18 protein-coding genes are annotated in these 21,579 nt (G+C 44.8%); 11 read left to right on the forward strand and 7 right to left on the reverse strand.

Annotated elements, in window-relative coordinates; all coding sequences use genetic code 11:
* Window positions 1-300: 300 nt before the first annotated feature.
* The 6 genes from AC1IR0_RS14745 to AC1IR0_RS14770 all read left to right on the forward strand — a co-directional run bounded on the left by AC1IR0_RS14745 (window position 301) and on the right by AC1IR0_RS14770 (window position 4,855).
* Complete coding sequence (locus tag AC1IR0_RS14745; protein WP_004278245.1) at window positions 301-1,200, forward strand: MlaA family lipoprotein; 900 nt, start codon at window positions 301-303, stop codon at window positions 1,198-1,200.
* Between the two features lie 103 nt (window positions 1,201-1,303).
* Entirely contained in the window at window positions 1,304-2,272 is a 969-nt protein-coding gene (gigA, locus tag AC1IR0_RS14750; RefSeq protein ID WP_004732911.1) for an RsbU family protein phosphatase GigA, read from the forward strand.
* A gap of 112 nt (window positions 2,273-2,384) precedes the next feature.
* Window positions 2,385-2,903, forward strand: coding sequence for an anti-anti-sigma factor GigB (gene gigB, locus AC1IR0_RS14755; protein ID WP_005103337.1), 519 nt, complete (start codon window positions 2,385-2,387; stop codon window positions 2,901-2,903).
* A 20-nt stretch (window positions 2,904-2,923) separates the two neighbouring features.
* Entirely contained in the window at window positions 2,924-3,751 is an 828-nt protein-coding gene (locus tag AC1IR0_RS14760) for a carbon-nitrogen hydrolase family protein (RefSeq protein ID WP_005107790.1), read from the forward strand.
* 102 nt (window positions 3,752-3,853) lie between these two features.
* The gene (locus AC1IR0_RS14765; RefSeq protein WP_005246047.1) at window positions 3,854-4,279 is read left to right on the forward strand and encodes an organic hydroperoxide resistance protein; all 426 of its coding nucleotides are present in this window, start codon (window positions 3,854-3,856) and stop codon (window positions 4,277-4,279) included.
* A 183-nt stretch (window positions 4,280-4,462) separates the two neighbouring features.
* Window positions 4,463-4,855, forward strand: a complete 393-nt coding sequence (locus AC1IR0_RS14770; protein ID WP_005103334.1) for a DUF4951 domain-containing protein — start codon at window positions 4,463-4,465, stop codon at window positions 4,853-4,855.
* A gap of 50 nt (window positions 4,856-4,905) precedes the next feature.
* Here the strand turns inward: AC1IR0_RS14770 and gspE are convergent, their stop codons facing one another.
* Window positions 4,906-6,393 carry a type II secretion system ATPase GspE gene (gene gspE / locus AC1IR0_RS14775; protein ID WP_180039067.1) on the reverse strand — a complete coding sequence of 496 codons (1,488 nt, stop codon included), beginning with the start codon at window positions 6,391-6,393 and terminating at the stop codon, window positions 4,906-4,908.
* A gap of 144 nt (window positions 6,394-6,537) precedes the next feature.
* Here gspE and AC1IR0_RS14780 point away from each other — a divergent pair, with 144 nt between their 5' ends.
* Together AC1IR0_RS14780 and AC1IR0_RS14785 are read left to right on the forward strand one after the other, a co-directional pair.
* A complete protein-coding gene (locus AC1IR0_RS14780) occupies window positions 6,538-7,317 on the forward strand; it encodes a hypothetical protein (RefSeq protein WP_479741521.1) in 780 nt (259 codons plus the stop codon).
* A gap of 9 nt (window positions 7,318-7,326) precedes the next feature.
* Window positions 7,327-8,250, forward strand: coding sequence for a mechanosensitive ion channel family protein (locus AC1IR0_RS14785; RefSeq protein WP_184412616.1), 924 nt, complete (start codon window positions 7,327-7,329; stop codon window positions 8,248-8,250).
* 98 nt (window positions 8,251-8,348) lie between these two features.
* On the opposite strand, the gene AC1IR0_RS14790 is transcribed toward AC1IR0_RS14785, so the two are convergent.
* Entirely contained in the window at window positions 8,349-11,057 is a 2,709-nt protein-coding gene (locus AC1IR0_RS14790) for a DUF2339 domain-containing protein (RefSeq protein WP_479741516.1), read from the reverse strand.
* A 161-nt stretch (window positions 11,058-11,218) separates the two neighbouring features.
* Between AC1IR0_RS14790 and polA the strand changes: the two genes are divergently transcribed.
* Window positions 11,219-13,981: a DNA polymerase I gene (polA, locus tag AC1IR0_RS14795; protein ID WP_479741517.1), complete on the forward strand. Its 2,763-nt coding sequence runs from the start codon at window positions 11,219-11,221 to the stop codon at window positions 13,979-13,981.
* A gap of 219 nt (window positions 13,982-14,200) precedes the next feature.
* On the opposite strand, the gene AC1IR0_RS14800 is transcribed toward polA, so the two are convergent.
* From AC1IR0_RS14800 to ppx, 5 genes are read right to left on the reverse strand one after another with little or no spacing between them, the layout of a single operon-like run.
* Window positions 14,201-14,770, reverse strand: a complete 570-nt coding sequence (locus AC1IR0_RS14800) for a YggT family protein (protein WP_004278259.1) — start codon at window positions 14,768-14,770, stop codon at window positions 14,201-14,203.
* 19 nt (window positions 14,771-14,789) lie between these two features.
* Window positions 14,790-15,629: a pyrroline-5-carboxylate reductase gene (gene proC, locus AC1IR0_RS14805; protein WP_479741518.1), complete on the reverse strand. Its 840-nt coding sequence runs from the start codon at window positions 15,627-15,629 to the stop codon at window positions 14,790-14,792.
* Window positions 15,630-15,631: 2 nt separating this feature from the next.
* Window positions 15,632-17,008 (reverse strand): tRNA lysidine(34) synthetase TilS, encoded by a 1,377-nt coding sequence (gene tilS, locus AC1IR0_RS14810; RefSeq protein ID WP_479741519.1) that lies wholly within the window; start codon window positions 17,006-17,008, stop codon window positions 15,632-15,634.
* Window positions 16,945-17,769, reverse strand: coding sequence for an acetyl-CoA carboxylase carboxyltransferase subunit alpha (locus AC1IR0_RS14815; RefSeq protein WP_004732934.1), 825 nt, complete (start codon window positions 17,767-17,769; stop codon window positions 16,945-16,947). Before AC1IR0_RS14815 ends, tilS begins: the two co-directional genes overlap by 64 nt.
* Before the next feature lie 30 nt (window positions 17,770-17,799).
* On the reverse strand, window positions 17,800-19,320 hold the full coding sequence (gene ppx, locus AC1IR0_RS14820; RefSeq protein ID WP_004278264.1) for an exopolyphosphatase: 1,521 nt from the start codon (window positions 19,318-19,320) through the stop codon (window positions 17,800-17,802).
* A 260-nt stretch (window positions 19,321-19,580) separates the two neighbouring features.
* Here ppx and trxA point away from each other — a divergent pair, with 260 nt between their 5' ends.
* Together trxA and rho are read left to right on the forward strand one after the other, a co-directional pair.
* A complete protein-coding gene (trxA, locus tag AC1IR0_RS14825) occupies window positions 19,581-19,907 on the forward strand; it encodes a thioredoxin (protein ID WP_004278266.1) in 327 nt (108 codons plus the stop codon).
* A 322-nt stretch (window positions 19,908-20,229) separates the two neighbouring features.
* Window positions 20,230-21,498 carry a transcription termination factor Rho gene (gene rho, locus AC1IR0_RS14830; RefSeq protein ID WP_004278267.1) on the forward strand — a complete coding sequence of 423 codons (1,269 nt, stop codon included), beginning with the start codon at window positions 20,230-20,232 and terminating at the stop codon, window positions 21,496-21,498.
* Window positions 21,499-21,579 lie beyond the last annotated feature (81 nt).

The following is a 21,579-nucleotide window of genomic DNA, read 5'->3' on the forward strand; positions in this document are numbered from 1 at the left end:
AAACTATTTTTAAACTTTCTTTCTAAAACCCAACTCAATCAAACTTAACTAAGTCACTGTTTTATCAGAAGTTTTAATCTTCATCACCGCCGATGGATGTGCATTCTACAGCATTTCAGAGCCCTTGCAACACCTTTTTCAAGAAAATCATTTTGTATGTATATTTTTTAAGCTTTTCGTGTGTTTTCATTCATTTTTTATACAAATTTGCTTAAATGATGTCTATTCGTGAATATAACGTTTATTATTTTTATACTAATAAGTAGTGCTACTTACACAGAAAAGGCCTCAGGTTACCTTATGCATCGTTCTATTTACTTATCTATATGCTTATTTTCTTTAGCTTCAAGCGCACATGTTTTCGCCGAGGCGGCCACCAGTGTGGAAAATCTGGAAAACGAGCCTGCAAAAACGCCGCTTAGAACAAAAATCTCGACCAAAGCGCAACAATTACAAACGCAACTGAAAGTTGATGCCAGTGCAGCACAGGCTGAAGAAGTTAAAGATCCTTTTCAACCGTTAAATAGAAAGATCTATCAGTTTAATGATGCGATTGACCGCACCGTGGTACGTCCCATAGCCGTACAATATGTGGAAAAAGTTCCTCAAGATGTTCGTGGCAGCTATACCCAGTTCCGCAGTAACCTAGGTGAACCTTGGAATGTGGTGAATCAGCTGATTCAAGGTCGTCCTGCCCGCGCTGCTAAATCCCTAGGTCGTTTTACCATTAACACCTTAACAACTTTAGGACTGGCTGATCCAGCGCGTCGCCTGGGCTTGAGTCATGAAGAGGAAAAATTTGGAATTACCTTAGGTTATTATGGCGTGCCTTCTGGCCCTTATATCATGTTGCCATTTTTAGGTCCAAGTTCTGTCCGTGGCGTAATCGGTACTGCTGTAGATAGTCAAGCTCGTCCACAAAAATACATTCTCGAAGATGAAGATGGACTTTACTGGACTGATCAGTTTTGGCGTGCCATCGATACCCGTTCAGAAATACTGGACGTTGAAGGAGTGCTGACTGGCGATCGCTATGCGCAGATTCGCGATATTTATTTACAACGTACCAATTATGCAATTGCAGAAAAGAAAGGTACAGAACAAGATACGCTTTTCCTAGAAGATGATTTTGAAGATGACAATTCTGATGATGCACCTTCTAGTGATAGCAACATTGAATCTTCAAACGAAGATCTTTAAGTTTAAGCTTCATGTATGATTGCTAGTGAAAATCTGTTCGCTAGCAATACTTTGCTTGTTATAGTACATCTTATAGCCAATCCTGGGATTGAATCACTTTTTTATGTATTTCATTCAACCGACTCGTGATATTCCTTACTTAGATCAAGTACTTGATACGCTTCCTCATGTTCAGATGATCTATCTGGATGATCATGAACTGTATGACTCTACGATTATTGCGATTGCAGATGTACATGATTATCTGAAATATAAGTGGAATCTGCCTACGATTGTACTGGCCTTAGAAAATGAAGGTACTGCTTTGGCTCAGGCCTGGGAACAAGGTGCTTTAGCCGGCTGGATCTGGAACAAGCTTCCCGAGAATCCAGATCTGGCATTACAAAAAATTGATGCACAATATAAGCGTAACCAGGATAGCCGTGACCTTCCTTCTGCCGCAGAACTACAAAAAAAATTGTTACCGAATCCGATTGAACTGACCAATTACGAGGTCGAAACCTATTTTCAGCCTTCCGCCTATCTTTCAGGGGATTGGTATGATTATTGGAAAATCAGCGACAAAGAAGTGATTTTCTATTTGGCCGATGTATCCGGGCATGGCGTCACCAGTAGTTTGCTCACCTCTTGGATGGCAGCTTTCCATGGCCGCTCTAAGACGCCGCGCGAGCTGATCAAGAAGCTGAACGGCATGCTAATGCAAGAAAATATTGAAAAGCACATCACCATGATTGCTGGGATTCTTAACCTGGAAACCCATGTATTGAAATGGTCTAGCGCCGGACATTATCCACCACCAATTATATTTGAACCCAATCAAGAGCCTAAAATTCTCTCTTCCAGCAGTTTCCCTTTGGGCTTAACCGAAGATCTTGAAGTTGAGGAAAATGAATGGGTATTAAGTCGCAATGCGCGCTTTATTATCTGTTCGGATGGCGCACTGGAACCCTTTGATGGTGGTTTAAATGAACAATTCTCGCAATTATTACACCATTTGCAGAATCAATCTTTTCAGGCTCCCGAACATGTGGCTGACGATATCGCCTTTTTAAGCTTTATCCGCGTAAATTAGCAGTATATTTACAGGCTTTATAAGCACTTAATTTGATTACTACTTTCAGCCACTTGAGTATCAATACACCCTATGGGATAATTTAATATCCTTCTCTGCAAATGGCATTTATATGTCAACAGGTCATGTTGAATATGCAAGTCTGAATGGAACGCATATTTTTAAGCTTATCGGCGAAGTGCGTGCCCAATCTTGTATTAGTCTAGACAAATTACTGAACAAAATTGAACAGCAAGACAACGTAGTTGGCGCTATCGTTGATCTCACCGAAACCAGTTTCATTGACAGTACCGTACTGGGTGTTTTAGCGAAACTAGGACTCAAACTCAAGCAAGTACACAATATTCAGGCTGTCATGCTTTCTACCAATTCTGACATTACCACTTTGGCCAACAGTATGGGATTGAGCCAAGTGTTTGTGATTCTGAATTATTGTGGTGATCCAAATGTCTGCACACGTGCGCTGATGGAAGAATATGTCACGCATCAAAATATGCTGAATACGGTTCTGGATGCGCATAAAACCTTGATGAAACTGAATCAAAGCAATCAGAACATGTTTGAACCTTTAGTCAAACAGCTACAGAAAGAGCAAGACAATTTAGATAAAATTTCCGAGCAAAAGGTATAACCATCTTATAAGAGGACCCTATGACTTTACTTTCTGTTGTACAAATGAATTCTCAAAATGAAATTGATGTCAATTTCGTGGAGATTGAATCTTTAATTCAACAAAGTAAGGCCAATGGTGCTGAACTGATTGTTTTCCCGGAAAACTTTGTCTGTTTTGCAGCAGGTAAACAGCGTGAAACTGCTGCACAATTTGAAGTGATTCAGCAGCGTCTGGAACAACTTGCCCATGAATATGACACCTGGATCGTTGCCGGTACATTACCCTGCCCTTATCGTCCGGATGGTTCAATCATTGAGGATGGCCGGGTGCGTACCGTTAGCCTGTGTATCAGTCCGGAACGGACCGAAGCACGTTATGACAAAATTCACCTGTTTGATGTGCAAGTCGGCGATGCTGTCGGTGGTTATCAGGAATCCAAGTTCTTTGAACCCGGCACAGATGTTGTCGTAGCCAAAACACCTTTTGGCAATATTGGGTTAATGGTCTGTTATGACCTGCGCTTTCCGGAACTGGCGTTAAATTTACGAGCCAAAGGTGCAAACCTCTTGACCGCTCCTTCTGCCTTTACCTATACCACAGGTGAAATGCACTGGCAGCTTCTTCTGCAAACACGTGCTCTAGATAGCCAATGCTCGGTGCTTGGTGCAGCTCAACAAGGCTGGCATGGAGAAAAACGCCAGACTTGGGGACATGCAGCCGCCACCAATAGTCGTGGACAACTTCTTAATATGATCCATGCAGAAGGTGCTCAACTCATCACCGTCGACTTTGATTTAAATGAACAGCAAAAAGTGCGTGAATCCATGCCTTTAATGCAACACCGTAGACTTCTTCAACTTTCCTGAATCGTTTCATTTGCTTGCATAAAATAACAAAATCCCTGCTTATTCTTCAGGTGAAATCACCGAGCATAGAAGCTCTACGAAAAATAAACAGGGATTTAACTCATGTCATTAGAAAAAGCCGTCTATACCGCACATGCCAAAGCCACAGGGGGCCGTGATGGCCGCGCCATTTCTGACGATCAGATTCTGGACGTCCAATTGGCCGTACCTAAAGAAATGGGGGGACCAGGCGGTGGAACCAATCCTGAACAGCTCTTTGCCGCAGGTTATTCCGCCTGTTTCTTGGGTGCAATGAAATTTGTTGCCAATCGTGACAAGCTCAATATCAGTAAAGATGCCTATATTGAAGGTGATGTTGGGATTGGTCCGATTCCTACCGGGTTCGGGATCGAAGTGACATTAAACATCCATCTTGAAGGCATGGATCAGGAAGAAGCGCAAAAACTGGTCGATGCTGCGCATATCGTCTGCCCATACTCGAATGCGACCCGCAATAATATTGATGTGAACTTAAACGTAATTACTTAATTTTTTTATTTAACAGCTATCCTGAAAAAAGTTTCAGGATAGCTAGACTTCAATTATAAATTTCAAAATTTACCCGCTTCATCTTTTGTCAAAAGCTACTTCTCTTCCCCACTTGAAAACTGCAGCAAAAACTTAAGAAATTATATATAATGATTCTTATTTACATTTATTCGATTTATATTGATGTTAAAACTAGTTCTTCTGAATTCTCTCCTGCTCCTCACTGCTACAACCTCTTTTGCAGATCTTTATCTCTCAGAAAAAATCCGTCCGAAAATAAAATCTCTGCTCAATACTGAAATTGAACGCCTACCCATTCCTGCAACACCCAACAATATGATTCTGCCTGAATTTGGTAAAGGGATTATTGGCTGGGGCGCTGGCCCCAAAGATGCTGAAGCCCGTTTTCTCAATATTACTCAGGCAGATGTTGAAACAATGAAACAGGAAGGACTGAGTTTAGCAATGGCACAAGCCTGGCAGAACTTTTATGAAAATGAAACTCTGCGTAATCCGGGAAATCCGACTGCACCTTTTCGTGCACAACTCATGAAAAAAATCGTCAGTCTCTGGTAAATATCCAAAAGTCCTGACGATCATTATGATAAAGCGAGCAGATTAAAAAATTATTCTACTGCTTCGTTGGTTACTCGCAATACTTCTTCAATCGTGGTTTTTCCGGCCAGTACTTTACGCAGACCATCATCGCGAATAGAACCTGACTGCTGACGTGCATAGCTTTCGATTTCATATTCAGCCGCATTGCCATGAATCAAACGGCGCATATGATCATCGACTGGCACAATTTCATAAATCGCGGTACGACCACTAAAGCCGGTATTGCCACAACGTTCACAGCCTTGAGGTTGCGGTAATCTTAAATCTTGGGGATGCTCAATATTGCCAAATAGATTCTTCTCGAAAGCATCTGCCTCATGCCAGGTCGCGCAATGTGGACACAAGGTACGCACCAGACGTTGGGCAATTACCCCGATTAAAGAACTGGACAGCAGAAATGGTTCAATTCCCATATCTTTCAGGCGCGTAACCGCACCAATCGCGGTATTGGTGTGTAAGGTGGATAACACCAGATGTCCTGTCAGGGATGCCTGCACCGCAATTTCTGCGGTTTCCAGATCACGAATCTCACCAACCATGACCACATCCGGGTCCTGACGTAACATGGCTTTTAACGCACGGGCAAAAGTCATATCCACTTTGGTATTGACCTGCGTTTGTCCAATGCCTTCCAGCTGATATTCAATCGGATCTTCAGCTGTGAGGATATTCTTGGAACCGTCATTCAGGTCAGAAAGTGCCGCATACAAGGTGGTGGTTTTACCCGAACCGGTCGGGCCGGTTACCAGAATAATTCCATGTGGGCGATGCACTAGAGTCTTGAGTCGATCATAGTCATTATTCATCAGGCCCAAATGGGTCATGTTCAAACGGCCTGCCTGCTTGTCCAGAAGACGCATCACCACCCGCTCCCCATAAGAAGATGGCAAGGTGGATACACGGACATCGACTTCACGTCCGGCCAAGCGTAATGAAATACGGCCATCTTGCGGAATACGCTTTTCGGCAATATCCAGTTTGGCCATGACTTTAATCCGTGAAACCAGAAGCGGTGCCAGTTCACGGCGTGGCTGGACAATTTCGCGTAACTGGCCATCGACTCGTAAACGCACCGACAGTTTTTTCTCAAAAGATTCAATATGAATATCGGAAGCCCCTACACGAATCGCTTCGGATAATAGTGCATTAATCAGACGCACAATCGGCGCATCATCTTCCTGATCCATCAGGTCTTCTGCTTCCGGTACCGAATCAGCCAGACTGAGTAAATCCGGATGATCTTCCAGACCGGCAGCGACCTGTTGCGATTCGCCGCTATCGCCGGCAAAACTGGAACTGAGTAACTGGTTAAATTCCTGTTCGCTACACAGCTGAAAATGAGCCGGATAACCGAGCAGACGGCGAGCTTCCTGCAATGCAAGCATCGAGGTATTGTCACGACGCAGAATAAAGGCCTGATCTCCCTCATAACGCAACAGCACTCCATGGCGCTTGGCGAAGCTATATGGGATTTGTAATTGTTTAAGTACTTGCATCGCGAATTATAATAATGATGAAAAAATTTAAATTGAGTGTACTCTAAGCATATGACAGCGTGAAGTATGTTTTCAAAGATTTAGCGAGAAAGGGTGCCAAGATTGCCGCAAGATAAAGATGAATTAATCCCGAATACAGCGAAAATGCGCTGGTGGGGAGAACAGAATTTTGAAATAAATCAATCCAAAGCTTGGCAGTTTGGCTCCTTGCTGTTTCGCCTGACCCGAGGGATTCAGGAATGGCGACTGGAATATTATCGTCCTTCCGTACAATACGATTATGAGCAGCAATGGCATCAGATTGATGATCCGAATTTTGCCTTTCCCCCACCTGTGAAGATTGAACGTTATATGTTCAAATCCACGCAAAACAAATTGCAACTGATGCCTCGCCTTGCAGACCGTTCTGTGGTGATTAAACCAGTCGATCCGATTTACATTCCTGCCGGACAGCGCGGTACGCTTTATATCAGCACGCCTTTATGGATTGCCGGTTTTGTCGAGGGGCAGCGCGAACCGATTTTCGATTTACCGGTGATCTTGCCAAAAGACACCTGGTTTGGACCGAATCATCGCTCGGGGGAAATCTGCTATGCCACCGCAGTCGATGGCAGAACCGAACTGAAACAGTTACATCCACGGGCCTTTCGTGCAGTCACGCCGATTGAGTTTCACAATACCAGTAACCAGCAATTGCGCTTTGACCGAATGAATGTGCCAGTGCCTGCCCTGCCGCTTTTTTACAGTGAAAGTACCGGTCGCTTATGGACCTCGCAAATCCGCGTTTTGCATGAAAGTTCGGACCGTCCACCGCGGATTCGGGTCGAAAACCGTACGCCGCCCAATGCTGGTGAAGTGGCCTATCTGCATCCACCGCGCGATCCGGCAGGTGCGTTATTTAATATGTTTGATTCATTTTTCTAAGGGCGTCTGATGCCAAGTTCAAATATTCCGACCGAAGTCACCAATAGCCTGAAGGGAGTATTTACCAATATCAATACCGACCGTTTGACCGAAGTTCTGGTGGCGGTGGTGTTGTGCTTTATTGGTTTCCTGATTGCGCGCTTTATTTCCAATACCTTTATTCGCACCATTGGTGTCCGTTTTAATGCCCATCAAAAACTGGTCTGGCGCCGCGGGATTTTCTATTTTATCTTCCTGCTGTTTGTGATGGCCAGCCTGAAAGAAGCCGGTTTTAAACTCAGTGTCTTCCTTGGCGCTGCAGGGATTTTAACGGTCGCACTGGGTTTTGCTTCGCAAACCTCAGCATCCAACCTGATCAGTGGTCTGTTCCTGATTGGTGAAGGTTCTTTTGAAGTCGGTGATACCATCCAGATTACCTTGATTCGTGGGCATACCATTGAAGGTGAAGTAATTTCGATTGACCTGCTCTCGGTTAAACTTTTGACCCAAGATAATATTTATGTACGGTTGCCAAATGAACAGCTGATTCGGGCGCCAGTGCAGAACCTGTCAAAATTTCCGATACGGCGGATTCCGATTACGTTGGCGATCAATTTCCATGAAGATATTATCAAGGTGCGCGAAGTTCTGCTGGATGTTGCCAACAAGTATCCACTGGTTCTGGCCGACCCGAAACCGGCAGTCACCGTTACTGCTTTCCGTGAATCTTCGATTGAACTGCTGTTTGCAGTGTGGTGCCAACAGGAAAACTACCTGAAAGTACGTGATGAAATGCAGGAACGGATTCGCAACGGCTTTGTCGATAACCAGATTGAAATTCCGGTGCCGAAAATGGGCTTTGTCGATCACCCACTTTCCCGTCCTTTGGAGAATGAAGAGATCGATCAATACGCCAATGACAAGGCAATGAAAAGAGAGCCAGATTTAAAATAAATTAACTTTAGGTGAGAGTAACATCGAAACCAAAACCTGCATCAGTGAAGAATGTTGCCTCTCCTTTCTTAAAGGAGAGGGTTAGGGAGAGGATTCAATTAATCAGTTTTCTCCGGCATCGGTGCAATATAAGCAATCAGCAGCATCACCCCGCCCGCCAGCAGGAATGAAATCACCCGGGTCAGGGTGCCAATATGTGACAGGTCAAATAGTACGAGCTTCAAGGTCACAATCACCAGAATACTGCCGCCTAAAATCCACATCGGTTTCAGTTTTTTGAGCGTTGCTGTCCACATGGTAATCCAGGCCAGCAATACCCAGAGTATGGTCAGACTGAGCTGAACTGTTGCATTGTTCCATAATGCCAGCTCATTAAACGGTGTCTGCAGGTACACATGTAAAGCTCTTAAAATAATATAACTGGATAGCCATAACAGGCTTAGTACCATTAAAACCGCCATCATGCCTTTATCACGTCCCACCTTAATTTGCTGTAACAGCATCCAGATAAAACTGGCAAACATGGCGATACTGATCAGGTCAAAAGGATTCAGAATTGGCAGCCAGTAATACTGAAAGGCTTGCTGACTAAATAACTGTGAACAAACCAGCCAAGTTGCCATCAGCAATAAACAGCTCTTGGTTTGCCAAAGCTGCTGCCAGCCTGACTGCGGATCCTGTCGATAACACCACAGGCAGAATAATAAAGGTAAAATCACCATGCTCAGATAAGGCATGTTCGGGATCAGACATAAACTTGCCAGAGCCAGACTGCTAAAAACACCAAAACTCATCCATTCCTTGGAGAGCTGCAAGCCAGCCAGCGGTCTAAGCCACAGAATGGCCAACAATATCGCTGAAAGGGCAAAAACTCCCCGTTCCACAGCACTATTCCAGACAATCACCGCATTCTGACTGCGATCCAGAGTTAGAATCGCCGCAATGACTAGCAAGGGCGAGATGCCACTCCACTTCGGCAGTAACCAAGACCATTCCTGATTTTTGCGCAGGATCATTTCATTGAACATTACATAACCCAGTGTGATGATAAATAAACTCAGCACATAGGCATGCTGACTCGGAAATTCATCTTCCAGCAAGGCAAATAGCATCAAACTGGCCGCGACACTTAGGCTGCTTAAAAAACTGACACTCAGACTATTCATCTGCTGCTGGTACTGCTTTTTAAGCTGACTGATGACCACGACTGCCACATAGCACAGACTCAAAATCCAGAAAATTATTCGCGGTGTTGGATTAATCTCGACCAGATAATACAGGCTGCTGAATCCGGCCATCAGCAATAAGCCCATGCTCAGATAGTGTGCTACCCGGACATTTTTTTCCAAGGCCCATAAATAAATCAGCACACCTTCAACTGCCCAGCCAATCACACTCCATTGTTCTGTCAATAAGATCGGGGGCACCAAGGCGAGAAAAATCAGCATCAGGCTCAGATAGCTCTGCGAAATGAGCAGGATAGTTTGTTTACGGCGCAGCAGTGTCCAGCAAGCGGCAAAGACCAGTGCAAAGAACAGGCTTAATCCAGCTTGCCAGAGTTTTTGATTGGGCTGATTAAAATGAATCAGATACAGAAAAATATATGCCGTGATCGGTGCAGCAAAAATCAGCGCTAAGTCCAATACCGGTTTTAACTGAAAACGTGAGAGATCCTGTCGTGCCAGCAACTGGCTAAAGCGGAAACCTAGCCAGATAAACAGCGCACTATGTGCCAGAATCAACGCAGTCATGGCATAACGCTCATATGTATAACCATGAATCAGGCTATATATCCCGCCAACGACCCCAGTGACTAAAAAGGCAATTTGATTGAGAATCTTCCATGGCCGGAAACTGCTCAGCACTGCCACCCCGATATTGATCAGCAAATAATAGCTAATCAGCTCAACAGCCGAAGCATCGCGGGTCGGCAAGGTAAACGGCGCCAGATAAGCAATCAGTAAAGCCATCAAGGCCAGTTCGATGCTTTCCTGTTTCAGACTTAAATACAAAGTGATGGCCAGAATGATGAGGAATAGCAAAGTCGCCAACGGTAACGTGGGAATCACCAGATTGTAATAGGCAAAAAATAAGGTCAGGAACAGACTCCCCAAACCCAGTCCTTCCAGTGCCAGAGCAAAACTCCGATTTTTTTGCATCAGGCGATAACCCAGACCTGTTACACAGCCACTTGCCAGTGCAACCAGGCCCAATTTTGCAGCCAGACTGAGTTGCCAGTGCTCGGTGGCAAAGCGCAGCAGTAAAATAATCCCAATCACCAAAATACTGATTGCGACCTTGAGGACAGGATTCCCCTGAAAAAGCCAGCGCTGCAGTTGATCTACCAGATGAGGAGAATCGTTTACCTCTTGGGCAGACTCGGTTTTCACCAATGGAACAGAATCGGATCGATCCGGTGATCGCTGTAAGGGATCGGCAGAAAGAGATTGTGATTGCAGCTGTATCAAGCGCCCTTCCAGACGTTGCAGCCACCTGAGCAAAAAGAATACCCAGGCCGTAATCCCGATCCCCATCAGCCAATCCAGTTCAGCCAGTCCACCAACAATGGCAGTAATTGAAGAAATATATAAAGGAACTTTAGAGTTTTGCTCCAAGGACATCTGCTGCTGTCCGGCCAATTGATTCAGCGGTGCTTCTACCGCAGTGACATATTGCATCACGCTAAAGATAAACCCCAAACCACACAGATAAGTCACAATCTGATAACCCAGATACCAGGCGCTGATCCCGGTAATCAGCAAGGTAATCAGCCAGATCATGTGCAACTCATTCCGTCCTGCAGCCATTCTTATATTTCTCTTTCCTGAATCGTTCCATCATACAACAGCTTGTGCTGCTTATTTCATCTTCGGCCGATATTCGCTAAGCTGTAAACTCAGACTCGCCTCAGCGAGCGCGGTAAAAATCACGTACAATAGCGCTGTATTTTGAATAAGGAATTGATTACATGCCACCATTTGTCTTGGTCGATGGCTCTTACTTTTTATTTCGTGCCTTTCACGCACTGCCACCATTAACCACGTCAACCGGTTTACATACCAATGCAATTCGTGGTGCGATTTCTGCTATTCAAAAACTGATGCGCCGGACCAAACCGACCCATATGGCGGTGATTTTCGATACCCCAGAACCGACCTTCCGGCATGAGCTGTCACCGATTTATAAAGGTGACCGTCCCAGCATGCCAACGGAATTATCCGAACAGATTCCTTATCTGCATGCCTTGATCCGCGCTTTGGGCATTCCCCTGCATACCTTACCGGGTGCCGAAGCCGATGACATTATCGGAACACTGGCCAAACGTGCCGAGGCGATGGGACATCAGGTGCTGATCTCTACGGGCGATAAAGATATGGCGCAACTGGTGACCGAAAAAGTTACCCTGGAAGACAGCTTTAAAGAAAAACCGCTGGATGTCGACGGGGTGTTTGAAAAGTTTGGTGTCTGGCCGAATCAGATTATTGACTATCTGACCCTGATGGGCGATGCATCAGATGGCATTATGGGCGTGCCAGGTGTAGGTGCCAAAACGGCAGCAAAACTGCTCACTGAATATGGCTCGATCGGCGGCATTTTAGAAAATGTCGACAAGATCAAAGGCAAAGTCGGTCAAAATATTAAAGAACATGTCGATGGCATTGCACTGGACCATCAGCTGGCCAGTATTGTCATCGATCTGGATCTTAATTTTGGTTATGACGATTTAAAACTGGGTGAGCCAAATGTCGAGACCTTGCGTCATTTGTACACCGAGCTGGAATTCCGTAACCAGCTGCAGTCCTTAGATCACCCGAACAACCCGAATAATTCAAACTACCAGCAGGCGACAAAATCTATTAACGCCAAAGCGGTTACAGCACCAGAACCTCTGGAAGACCATGCGTCTGTGACCAGCAGTGATGACCAGCTAGGTCAAGCGACCTACCACACAGTATTAAGCCAGCAGGACTGGGACATACTGTTTGAGCGCCTAAGTACCGAAAAACGTTTTGCCTTTGATACCGAAACCACCAGTCTGGATTATCGTATTGCACAGATAGTCGGTTTCTCGGTCGCTTTCGATGCGCAGGATGCTTATTATGTTCCCTTGGCACATGATTATGAAGGTGCACCGGAGCAGCTGAATCGTGAAGTAATTCTGGCGCAGATCAAACCCATTCTGGAAGATGAGTCTGTAAAGAAAATTGGTCATCATCTGAAATATGATGCACATGTCCTGGAAAATCATGGCATTCATCTGGCAGGCTGGTATTTCGACACCATGCTGGCTTCCTATGTCCTGAATTCCGTCGCGACTCGTCATGGCATGGATGATGTGGCCCGTCTGTATTTGAGTCATCTGACCACGACTTATGAACAGGTGGCCGGTAAAGGCGCCAAACAGAAGACCTTCAACCAGATTCCACTTGAAACTGCAGCGCATTATGCTGCAGAAGATGCACATGTTACCTATCGTCTTTATGAAGTCTTGAGCAGCAAATTACAGGCACATCCTGAACTGGTGAATATTCTGCATAATATTGAAGTTCCGGTCGCACGTGTACTGACGCAAATGGAAGAAAACGGCATCGAACTGGATCTGGCTTTTCTGGATCAGCTTGGGGGTGAGTTTGCCAATACCATGCAAGATCTGGAAAACCAGATTATGGAAATTACAGGGGAAAGCTTTAATGTCAGCTCACCGAAACAGGTCGGTGAAGTGTTATTTGAAAAGCTGGGCCTAAAAGGCGGTAAAAAAACCACCACCGGACAATACAGTACCAGTGAAAGTGTACTGGAAAAAATTGAACATCCGATTGCCCAGCTGATTCTGGAATATCGTGGTTTGTCCAAGCTCAAAAGTACCTATACCGATGGTTTATGCAAACAGGCCAATCCTGATACTCACCGTGTGCATACCAGTTATCATCAGGCACTGACTGCAACTGGCCGTTTATCATCGACTGATCCAAACCTGCAGAACATTCCGATTCGTGCCGAAATTGGCCGTCAAATCCGTAAGGCTTTTGTGGCATCTGAAGGCCGTGTCTTGCTGGCAGCCGATTACTCACAAATTGAATTGCGTCTCATGGCACATTTATCTCAGGATGAAGCCCTGCTGGATGCCTTTATTCATGGTCAGGATGTACACCGCCGTACTGCTGCGGAAGTTTTGGGCATTCCGTTGGAAGAAGTGACCAATGACCAGCGCCGTCAGGCCAAGGCCGTCAACTTCGGCCTACTTTACGGTATGTCCGAGTTTGGTCTGATCCGTCAGTTGGGCTTTACCCGTCAGGAATCACAGGATTATATCAAGCAGTATTTCCATCGTTATCCGGGCATTTATGACTATATGCAACGTACCCGTCAGGTCGCATTAGAACAGGGTTTTGTTGAAACCCTGCTCGGTCGCCGTTTATATACCCCAGATATTGATGCCCGTAATATGATGGTGCGTAAAGCGGCAGAGCGTGCTGCGATTAATGCTCCGCTACAAGGTTCGGCTGCGGATATCATTAAAATGGCGATGATTGAAGTCGACAAGATGTTGCCGAAAGATCAGGCCAAAATGCTGTTGCAAGTACATGATGAACTGGTATTTGAAGTGGATGAAGACATTGCCGATGAACTCGCACCTAAACTGGCTGAAGTGATGCAATCAGTGTTGCAGATTTCTGTACCTTTAGTAGTTGAAGTAGGTAAAGGTAAAAACTGGGATGAGGCGCATTAAAGGGTTTCCTCACCCCTCTGGGGTAGAAAGTGAAAACCAATATTGTTTTAAAGGTATCCCCTTTTCTTCCAGGAGAGGGTTAATATCCCATCCTCTTGTACTGCGATTAAAACTTGTGCACCGTTTGGGAAGTTTAACAAATCCCTCCCAACTTCCCTTTTCTAAAGGGAGGAGCAAATAAAAAAGGACGCTGAGGCGTCCTTTTTTATTTGGATCCGATTAAAGACCGGTAAGCAATACAATCGCCACCTGGTTCATAATCATTTCGATAATAATCAAAGTTAAAATGGCAAAGATTGGAGAAAGGTCAATCATCCCCATATTTGGCATAATCCGGCGGAATGGTGCCAGTAAAGGTTCAGCCAGTTCTTGCACGACTTCAATATAAGGCGAACGAGACTGGGTAAACATCACCACCCAACTTAAGATAATTGTAGCGAAAATCAAATAACGACAGAAACGGATCAAATCCTGCATCATGGTAACAAAAGTCAGAATAATCAGATGGACAGGCCCATTCGGCATCCCACCTGACAGATACATCATGCCAAAAATTTTAAGCAGATAGAGCACGACCAGTAATGCCAAAGCAGCAGTACTGACTCGGCCTTTGGCCAAAGTTGGGAAAATTCGACCAAATACATCTACAATTTTAGTGGCTTTCACAGTAGAAAGAACCACAGGATTGTAGGGACTGACCGCTGCCAGTTGCATTAAAAATCGGAAGAATACGAGCAAAATCGCGACGTTAATGATAATGCCAAAAATTAGCGCAGAATTTGCACCCATACTTGAACGTTCCTAAAAATTAAACTGAAGATTTGCTGCTTTCACTGAGCTCTTGTGCCAGTTCTTGACTGCGTTTTTGTGCAGCGGCAAGTGCCGCCTGAATATTTTGAGAAATCTGGGCGCGATCAAAGACTTCAAGTGCCGCCTGTGTAGTCCCATTTGGAGAAGTCACATTTTTACGTAACTCAGCCGGCGTATTTGAGCTGGTAATCGCCATTTGCGCCGCCCCTAAAGCCGTCTGCAAAGTCAGTGCGGTTGCAACTTTTTCATCCAAACCTAAATTTTTACCCGCACGAATCATACTTTCCATCATATAGAAAAAGTAAGCCGGACCCGAACCCGAGACTGCAGTGACTGCATCAATTTGTGCTTCTGAGTCGACCCAAATGGTCAGTCCGGTCGATGCCAGAACCTGACTGGCTAGCTCACGGTCACTGGTTTCCACAAATGCATTGGCATATAAACCATGTGCCCCGGTCTGTACCAATGCAGGTGTATTCGGCATGACCCGGACAATACGCTCTGTCCCCAACAATGCTGATAATGTGGCAATTTCTGCACCGGCAACAATGGAAATAATCAGTTTGTTATTAACCAGACCTTTTAAAGGTTGCAGCACTTGAGCCAAAACCTGAGGTTTTACCGCCAATACGACGATATCTGCATCCTGAATTGCAGCACTATTCTCCCCGGTCACATTAATTTCTTTTTCCGCCAATAAAGCACGGACTTTTTCGATCGGATCAGAAACTGTAATACGTGTTGCTGGCAAACCACGTGAAATCAGACCGCCAATTAAGGCTTGGGCCATATTACCGCCACCAATAAAACAGATATTACAATTTAAAGCTGCACTCATGTTCAATGCTCATCGTTGAGTTCTAAAGTTGAAAAAACCGAAATCGGCAGCCATCCGCCTGCTTCACAATATGCAGATTGGGCCAACCAAAATCCTTTAGGGGTAAACACGCCTAGCATAACATTATCTGTGCTTAATATTTGAATAGTATGCCGAGCCCAGGGAAATATTTGCGCTTCCTGAATGGCTTTTTTCAGCGGCCAGGTACCGACACGGCCATATAAATGAATTTTTTCGCCACCCTGCCGCTGCTGCAAATGCAAAGTTTGCTGCAACAATGCAGGAGATAAACCGAGCTGTGCAGGCGCGATGATAAATTTCCCTGACAAAACCTGTACGCTGTCTTTTAAAGCAAATTTTATAGTTTTCGGGCTAGTTTGAACTTGTTGCTGATCAGCTAAATAAGTCTCTGCGGTCAGACGATATAATTGCTGCTGATAGCGTACATAGTAAAAGCCTTGCCAATGCAATGCCGCCTGAGCATCTTGTTTGGCATAAATCACTTCGCGTTGCAAACGCTCCACCATATCTAAGGATGGACGATACTGTTCTTTACCTTTCATCCAGGCAGAGAGTAATTGACGTTGTCGTGATTTTGAAAGCTGTAGAAATTTACCAAGGTCGAGCTGCGTTTCAGTTCCACAAGATGCTAAATCCTGTTGCAGCACTTCTTGTAAAATGTCTTGAGCATCCTGCATTAACTCACTGGTTCGCACCAAGGCAGCTTGCATTTTAGGATAACGTTGGCTTAATAGCGGCCACAGGGTCTGGCGTGCCCAGGCCCGGTCATAATGGGTATCAGCATTGGTGGGATCTTCAATATTCTGAACATTCAGGTCTGATGCCCATTGGCAAATCTGCTCACGGGAAATATCCAGCAACGGCCGCCAAATCGTGAAATTTTCACGTATATCCAGCTGTTTCATTGCAGCCAAACCATCCACGCCTGTGCCAGACAATAAACGCAACATCAGGGTTTCCGCCTGATCCTGCTGATGATGCGCTAACACCAAAATTTCATCCGCTTGCAAATGTTGCAGATAGGCCTGATAACGTGAATTGCGCGCTTGCTGTTCCAGATTGCCACTGGCGACATTGACGGGCTGGATGATGCAGGGAATATTCAGTTGCTGACACTGCTGCTGGACAAAAGTGCCCCATGTACTACTGATACTTTGCAGCTGATGATCGACATAGATTGCCCGGACTTTTTGCGGGCATAAAAAAAACATCAGATGCAGCAACAGCATAGAATCTAAGCCGCCACTGCATCCGATGAGAAATTTTGTCTCTGCAGGAAAGTCCTGCAGCTGTTTTAAGAAACCAGACCTAAATTGTCGCTGCCAAACTTCATTAAACGTTGGTAACGTGCTTCGCATCGTGCTTGCGCTTCCATTAGTTGCAGTTCGTTCAAAGCTTCTTTCAGCACTGCTTTCAAGCTGTTCATGACCTGATCCGGATTTAAGTGAGCACCCTCACCTTCATCCACCACATATTCTACAATACCCATTTTCTGCAATTTTTCTGCAGTCAGAGCCAAGGCTTCACTAGCCTGTTCAGCTTTTTCAGCGGTTTTCCAAAGAATTGAGGCACAGCCTTCCGGTGAAATCACCGAATAAATACTGTGAGAGAGCATCACCACACGATCTGCTACCCCAATACCCAGCGCACCACCTGAACCGCCTTCACCCAGTACAGTTGCAATCACAGGTACTTTCAAATTAGAAAGCTGAGCCAGACTGGTGGCAATCGCTTCAGCCTGACCACGTTCTTCTGCACCGACACCCGGATAAGCGCCCATAGTGTCAATAAAAGTAAAGACTGGCAGGTTAAAACGCTCTGCCATGTCTAGCAGACGCTGTGCCTTACGATAACCTTCCGGGTTACTCATGCCAAAATTATGCTGTAATTTTTCACGGGTGCTACGACCACGATGCTGACCAACGATCATCACCGGTTGACCATCGAAACGAGCCAGACCACCGATCATCGCGCCATCATCACCATATAGGCGGTCACCATGTAAAGCATCAAATTCAGTGAATATTTCACCCACATAGTCCAGGAATTGTGGACGTTCTGGATGACGTGCAATCTGCACTGTCGCCCATGCTTTTGATGGAGTTGCTTTATTTTTCATAGGTTAACCGTTTTCATCCCTATAAAGGTATTAATTAACAAACTGTTCGGATTGAATCGAGAGTTCAATCTCCCAATTTTTAAATTGCTGCTGTTCATCGTGCAGTTCAGCGACCAGCAATGGCCATTGCTTGGCATCACCAGACACGCTGAGTTGCCATTGTTGCGCATTTTCAACCTTGAGTTCAATGGCAGGAAGCATCTCATCGCTACGACTGTGATTGACCAAAACCGACAGACGAAGCAGCAAACATAACCATAAAAGTTTAGATCCACCGACTTTCATCACATCAATCTTGGCATCAGCGCGCAATTTACGCCGATGGTGCGCGACCAAATGTGACAAATGATTTTGATCAACTTGCGAAAAACCGGCAATATCCGAATGTTGTAATAAATACGCGCCATGACGATGATAGCCACTGTGACTGATGGCCAAACCAATCTCATGCAGATAGGCGGCACGACGTAACAGGTCACTATCTTCAACACTCAACCCGAGTTCACTGGCCACGTCATTAAACAATTTCTGTGCGGTCTGAACCACACGTTCTGCCTGCTTGGCATCGGCATTATATCGACCAATCAAGGCATGGACGGAACGATCACGGATATCTTCATGCTTGAAACGGCCAAGCAAGTCATACATCACGCCTTCACGTAGTGCACCATCGGAATAGACCAAATGATCAATTCCCAATACATCAAAGACAGCATAGAGAATAGCAATACCAGCAGGCAAGACGGCACGACGGTCATCTTTCAGACCTTCGAATTCCATGTCCGAGACATATTTATATTTAAGTAGTTTGTCTTTAAGCTTTTCCAAACCTTCACGCGTCAACTGTTCGCGATCATTGCTCCAGCCCATATTGACGCAAATCTGGCGGCAGGCTTTAATGGTACCACTCGAGCCAACGACAGCATCCCAACCGGCTTCTTTATAAGTATTGGCAATTCCGGAAATTTCTTTACGCGCCGCAGTGACTGCTTTATCAAAAGCTTTGGCGCTGATTTCCCCATCCTGAAAATAGGCCTTGGTAAAGGCTACACAGCCCATTTGTACCGATTCGGTATGAATCGGCTCGAATTCTTCACCGATAATCAGCTCAGTTGAACCGCCACCGATGTCAACCACCAAACGACGACCGCTGTTGGCCATGGTATGCGATACACCCAGATAAATCAGACGGGCTTCTTCACGACCGGCAATAATTTCGATCGGTTTCGGTAAAATTTCTGCGGCTTTCTGAATAAATTCATGGCCGTTTTTGGCTTGACGCAACGCATTCGTCGCCACAATCCGTAATCGGTTCGGCTGAACTGCACCTAAACGACCTACAAAACGGGCCAGACAGGCCAAACCGCGTTGCTGTGCGGCTTCGGTTAAATTTTTATTTTCGTCTAGTCCTGCGGCAAGCTGAACTTTTTCTGACATTGATGCCACTTTCTTCACTTCACCATGATCTACACGGGCGATGGCCAAATGAAAGCTGTTTGATCCCATATCGATGGCGGCAAGTAATTCTTCATCAATCAAAAAGTCAGACATTCCAGAAATAAACCTTTAACGAATTGTGCTTAGAGTAATTCACATGCATGCAATTTAAAAGCCATTTGTAGCGACAATTTAATGCCTTATTCTTTTTTTTATCGGGAATAATAGTGAGACACGATCATCACTATCGTGATCATCCATTAGACAAAATAACATTAAGCATTGAAAATTTACAGATTCCCCTACATTGTTAAAGATGGCTATGTAATACTAATAATTAGTTATCTTTAAAATATTAATCTGGAGCACATTCCATGTCTGGCAACATCGTAAACACTACTGACGCAAACTTCGAAGCAGACGTTCTTCAATCAGACGTTCCTGTACTGGTGGACTTTTGGGCAGGCTGGTGTGCACCATGTAAAGCAATCGCACCTGTACTTGAAGTGCTTGCTGATGAATACCAAGGCAAAGTTAAAATCGTGAAAGTTGACGTAACTTCTTGCGAACAAACTGCTGTGAATTTCAACATCCGTAACATCCCGGCTTTGTTGATGTTCAAAAATGGTGAAGTTGTTGCGACTCAAGTCGGTGCTGCACCAAAATCTAAACTGACTGCATTTATTGATGACAATATCTAAGCACAGCATTTTTAGTAAAAAATACGCGACTCATGCTCGCGTATTTTTTTCGGCTATAAATTGACAAACCTGGCATTTTCTCTTATATTCGCTACTCAAGAGATAAAGGATCCTAAATCCTGTCAATTTCTTACAAGACACATTACATAAGATGCCGCTCGGCAATAGAAATTGTTTTCCACATTTTTCTTTGAAACACTCAAACAGATCTCTGAATTGTTCTTTTGCAAATTCAATTGCTTTCGTTTGAATGCTGGTATGCGGCCGAATGTTACTCCCTTTCTAACCTGTACCTCAGAACTTTGATTCTATCTGACCACCTATGAATTTAACCGAACTCAAGAAAAAACCGATTGGCGAACTCATCAAGATTGCCGAGTTTATGGGCCTCGAAGGTATGGCTCGTAACCGTAAGCAAGACATTATTTTTGCCATCTTAAAACGTCATGCAATGAATGGCGAAGAGATTTTTGGTGATGGCGTTCTAGAAATTTTGTCAGATGGTTTTGGCTTTTTACGCTCAGCCGCAGGTTCTTATTTAGCAGGTCCTGACGATATTTATGTCAGCCCTTCTCAAATTCGTCGTTTTAACCTCCGTACTGGCGACACCATTACTGGCACCATTCGCCCGCCGAAAGAAGGCGAACGTTATTTTGCTTTACTTAAAGTCAATCAAATTAACTACGACACACCTGAAAATTCACGTAACAAGATTCTGTTTGAAAACTTGACGCCATTATTCCCGACTGAACAGTTGGTGATGGAGTTGGGCAATGGCACCACTGAAGATTTAACCACCCGTGTGATCGACTTAGTTGCACCGATTGGTAAAGGCCAGCGTTCAATTATTGTGGCTCCGCCGAAAGCGGGTAAAACCATGCTGCTGCAAAGCATTGCACAGTCCATCGTTCGCAATAATCCTGAAGTTATTCTGATCGTTCTCCTAATTGATGAGCGTCCAGAAGAAGTGACTGAGATGGAGCGTACGGTTCGTGGTGAAGTCGTGGCTTCTACCTTTGATGAATCTCCTGCACGTCACGTTCAAGTCGCTGAAATGGTGATTGAAAAAGCAAAACGTCTGGTTGAACATAAGAAAGATGTGGTGATTTTGCTTGACTCGATTACCCGTCTGGCACGTGCTTATAACACTGTGATTCCTTCATCAGGCAAAGTACTGACTGGTGGTGTGGATGCACATGCCTTAGAACGCCCTAAACGTTTCTTCGGTGCTGCACGTAATATCGAAGAAGGCGGTTCACTGACCATCATTTCTACTGCCCTGATTGAAACCGGTAGTAAAATGGATGAAGTGATTTACGAAGAATTCAAAGGTACAGGTAACCAGGAAATTACCCTTGATCGTCGTATTGCTGAAAAACGCGTGTTCCCTGCAATGAACATCAAGAAATCTGGTACTCGTCGTGAAGAACGCCTGATGTCAGAAGACAATCTGCGTAAAGTCTGGATTCTGCGTAAGCTGCTGCATACTCAAGACGAATTGGCGGCAATGGAATTCTTACTGGATCGTATGAAAGAAACCAAGACCAATGATGATTTCTTTGATCAGATGAAACGCAAAGCTTCAAATTAAAATTTTAAATGAAAGGTCATCTAAACGGTGGCCTTTTTTAGGTTGACATAAATTACAGAATGAAACAATGAAGCCTGATTT

The sequence above is a fragment of the Acinetobacter sp. 129952 genome (assembly GCF_056642055.1).

What these genes read in the sequence shown, in the direction of transcription:
- AC1IR0_RS14745 (WP_004278245.1), top strand. Translation starts at nt 301, where the DNA reads ATGCATCGTTCTATTTACTTATCTATATGCTTATTTTCTTTAGCTTCA.
- gigA (WP_004732911.1), top strand. Translation starts at nt 1,304, where the DNA reads ATGTATTTCATTCAACCGACTCGTGATATTCCTTACTTAGATCAAGTA.
- gigB (WP_005103337.1), top strand. Translation starts at nt 2,385, where the DNA reads ATGTCAACAGGTCATGTTGAATATGCAAGTCTGAATGGAACGCATATT.
- AC1IR0_RS14760 (WP_005107790.1), top strand. Translation starts at nt 2,924, where the DNA reads ATGACTTTACTTTCTGTTGTACAAATGAATTCTCAAAATGAAATTGAT.
- AC1IR0_RS14765 (WP_005246047.1), top strand. Translation starts at nt 3,854, where the DNA reads ATGTCATTAGAAAAAGCCGTCTATACCGCACATGCCAAAGCCACAGGG.
- AC1IR0_RS14770 (WP_005103334.1), top strand. Translation starts at nt 4,463, where the DNA reads ATGTTAAAACTAGTTCTTCTGAATTCTCTCCTGCTCCTCACTGCTACA.
- gspE (WP_180039067.1), bottom strand. Translation starts at nt 6,393, where the DNA reads ATGCAAGTACTTAAACAATTACAAATCCCATATAGCTTCGCCAAGCGC.
- AC1IR0_RS14780 (WP_479741521.1), top strand. Translation starts at nt 6,538, where the DNA reads ATGCGCTGGTGGGGAGAACAGAATTTTGAAATAAATCAATCCAAAGCT.
- AC1IR0_RS14785 (WP_184412616.1), top strand. Translation starts at nt 7,327, where the DNA reads ATGCCAAGTTCAAATATTCCGACCGAAGTCACCAATAGCCTGAAGGGA.
- AC1IR0_RS14790 (WP_479741516.1), bottom strand. Translation starts at nt 11,057, where the DNA reads ATGGCTGCAGGACGGAATGAGTTGCACATGATCTGGCTGATTACCTTG.
- polA (WP_479741517.1), top strand. Translation starts at nt 11,219, where the DNA reads ATGCCACCATTTGTCTTGGTCGATGGCTCTTACTTTTTATTTCGTGCC.
- AC1IR0_RS14800 (WP_004278259.1), bottom strand. Translation starts at nt 14,770, where the DNA reads ATGGGTGCAAATTCTGCGCTAATTTTTGGCATTATCATTAACGTCGCG.
- proC (WP_479741518.1), bottom strand. Translation starts at nt 15,629, where the DNA reads ATGAGTGCAGCTTTAAATTGTAATATCTGTTTTATTGGTGGCGGTAAT.
- tilS (WP_479741519.1), bottom strand. Translation starts at nt 17,008, where the DNA reads ATGCGAAGCACGTTACCAACGTTTAATGAAGTTTGGCAGCGACAATTT.
- AC1IR0_RS14815 (WP_004732934.1), bottom strand. Translation starts at nt 17,769, where the DNA reads ATGAAAAATAAAGCAACTCCATCAAAAGCATGGGCGACAGTGCAGATT.
- ppx (WP_004278264.1), bottom strand. Translation starts at nt 19,320, where the DNA reads ATGTCTGACTTTTTGATTGATGAAGAATTACTTGCCGCCATCGATATG.
- trxA (WP_004278266.1), top strand. Translation starts at nt 19,581, where the DNA reads ATGTCTGGCAACATCGTAAACACTACTGACGCAAACTTCGAAGCAGAC.
- rho (WP_004278267.1), top strand. Translation starts at nt 20,230, where the DNA reads ATGAATTTAACCGAACTCAAGAAAAAACCGATTGGCGAACTCATCAAG.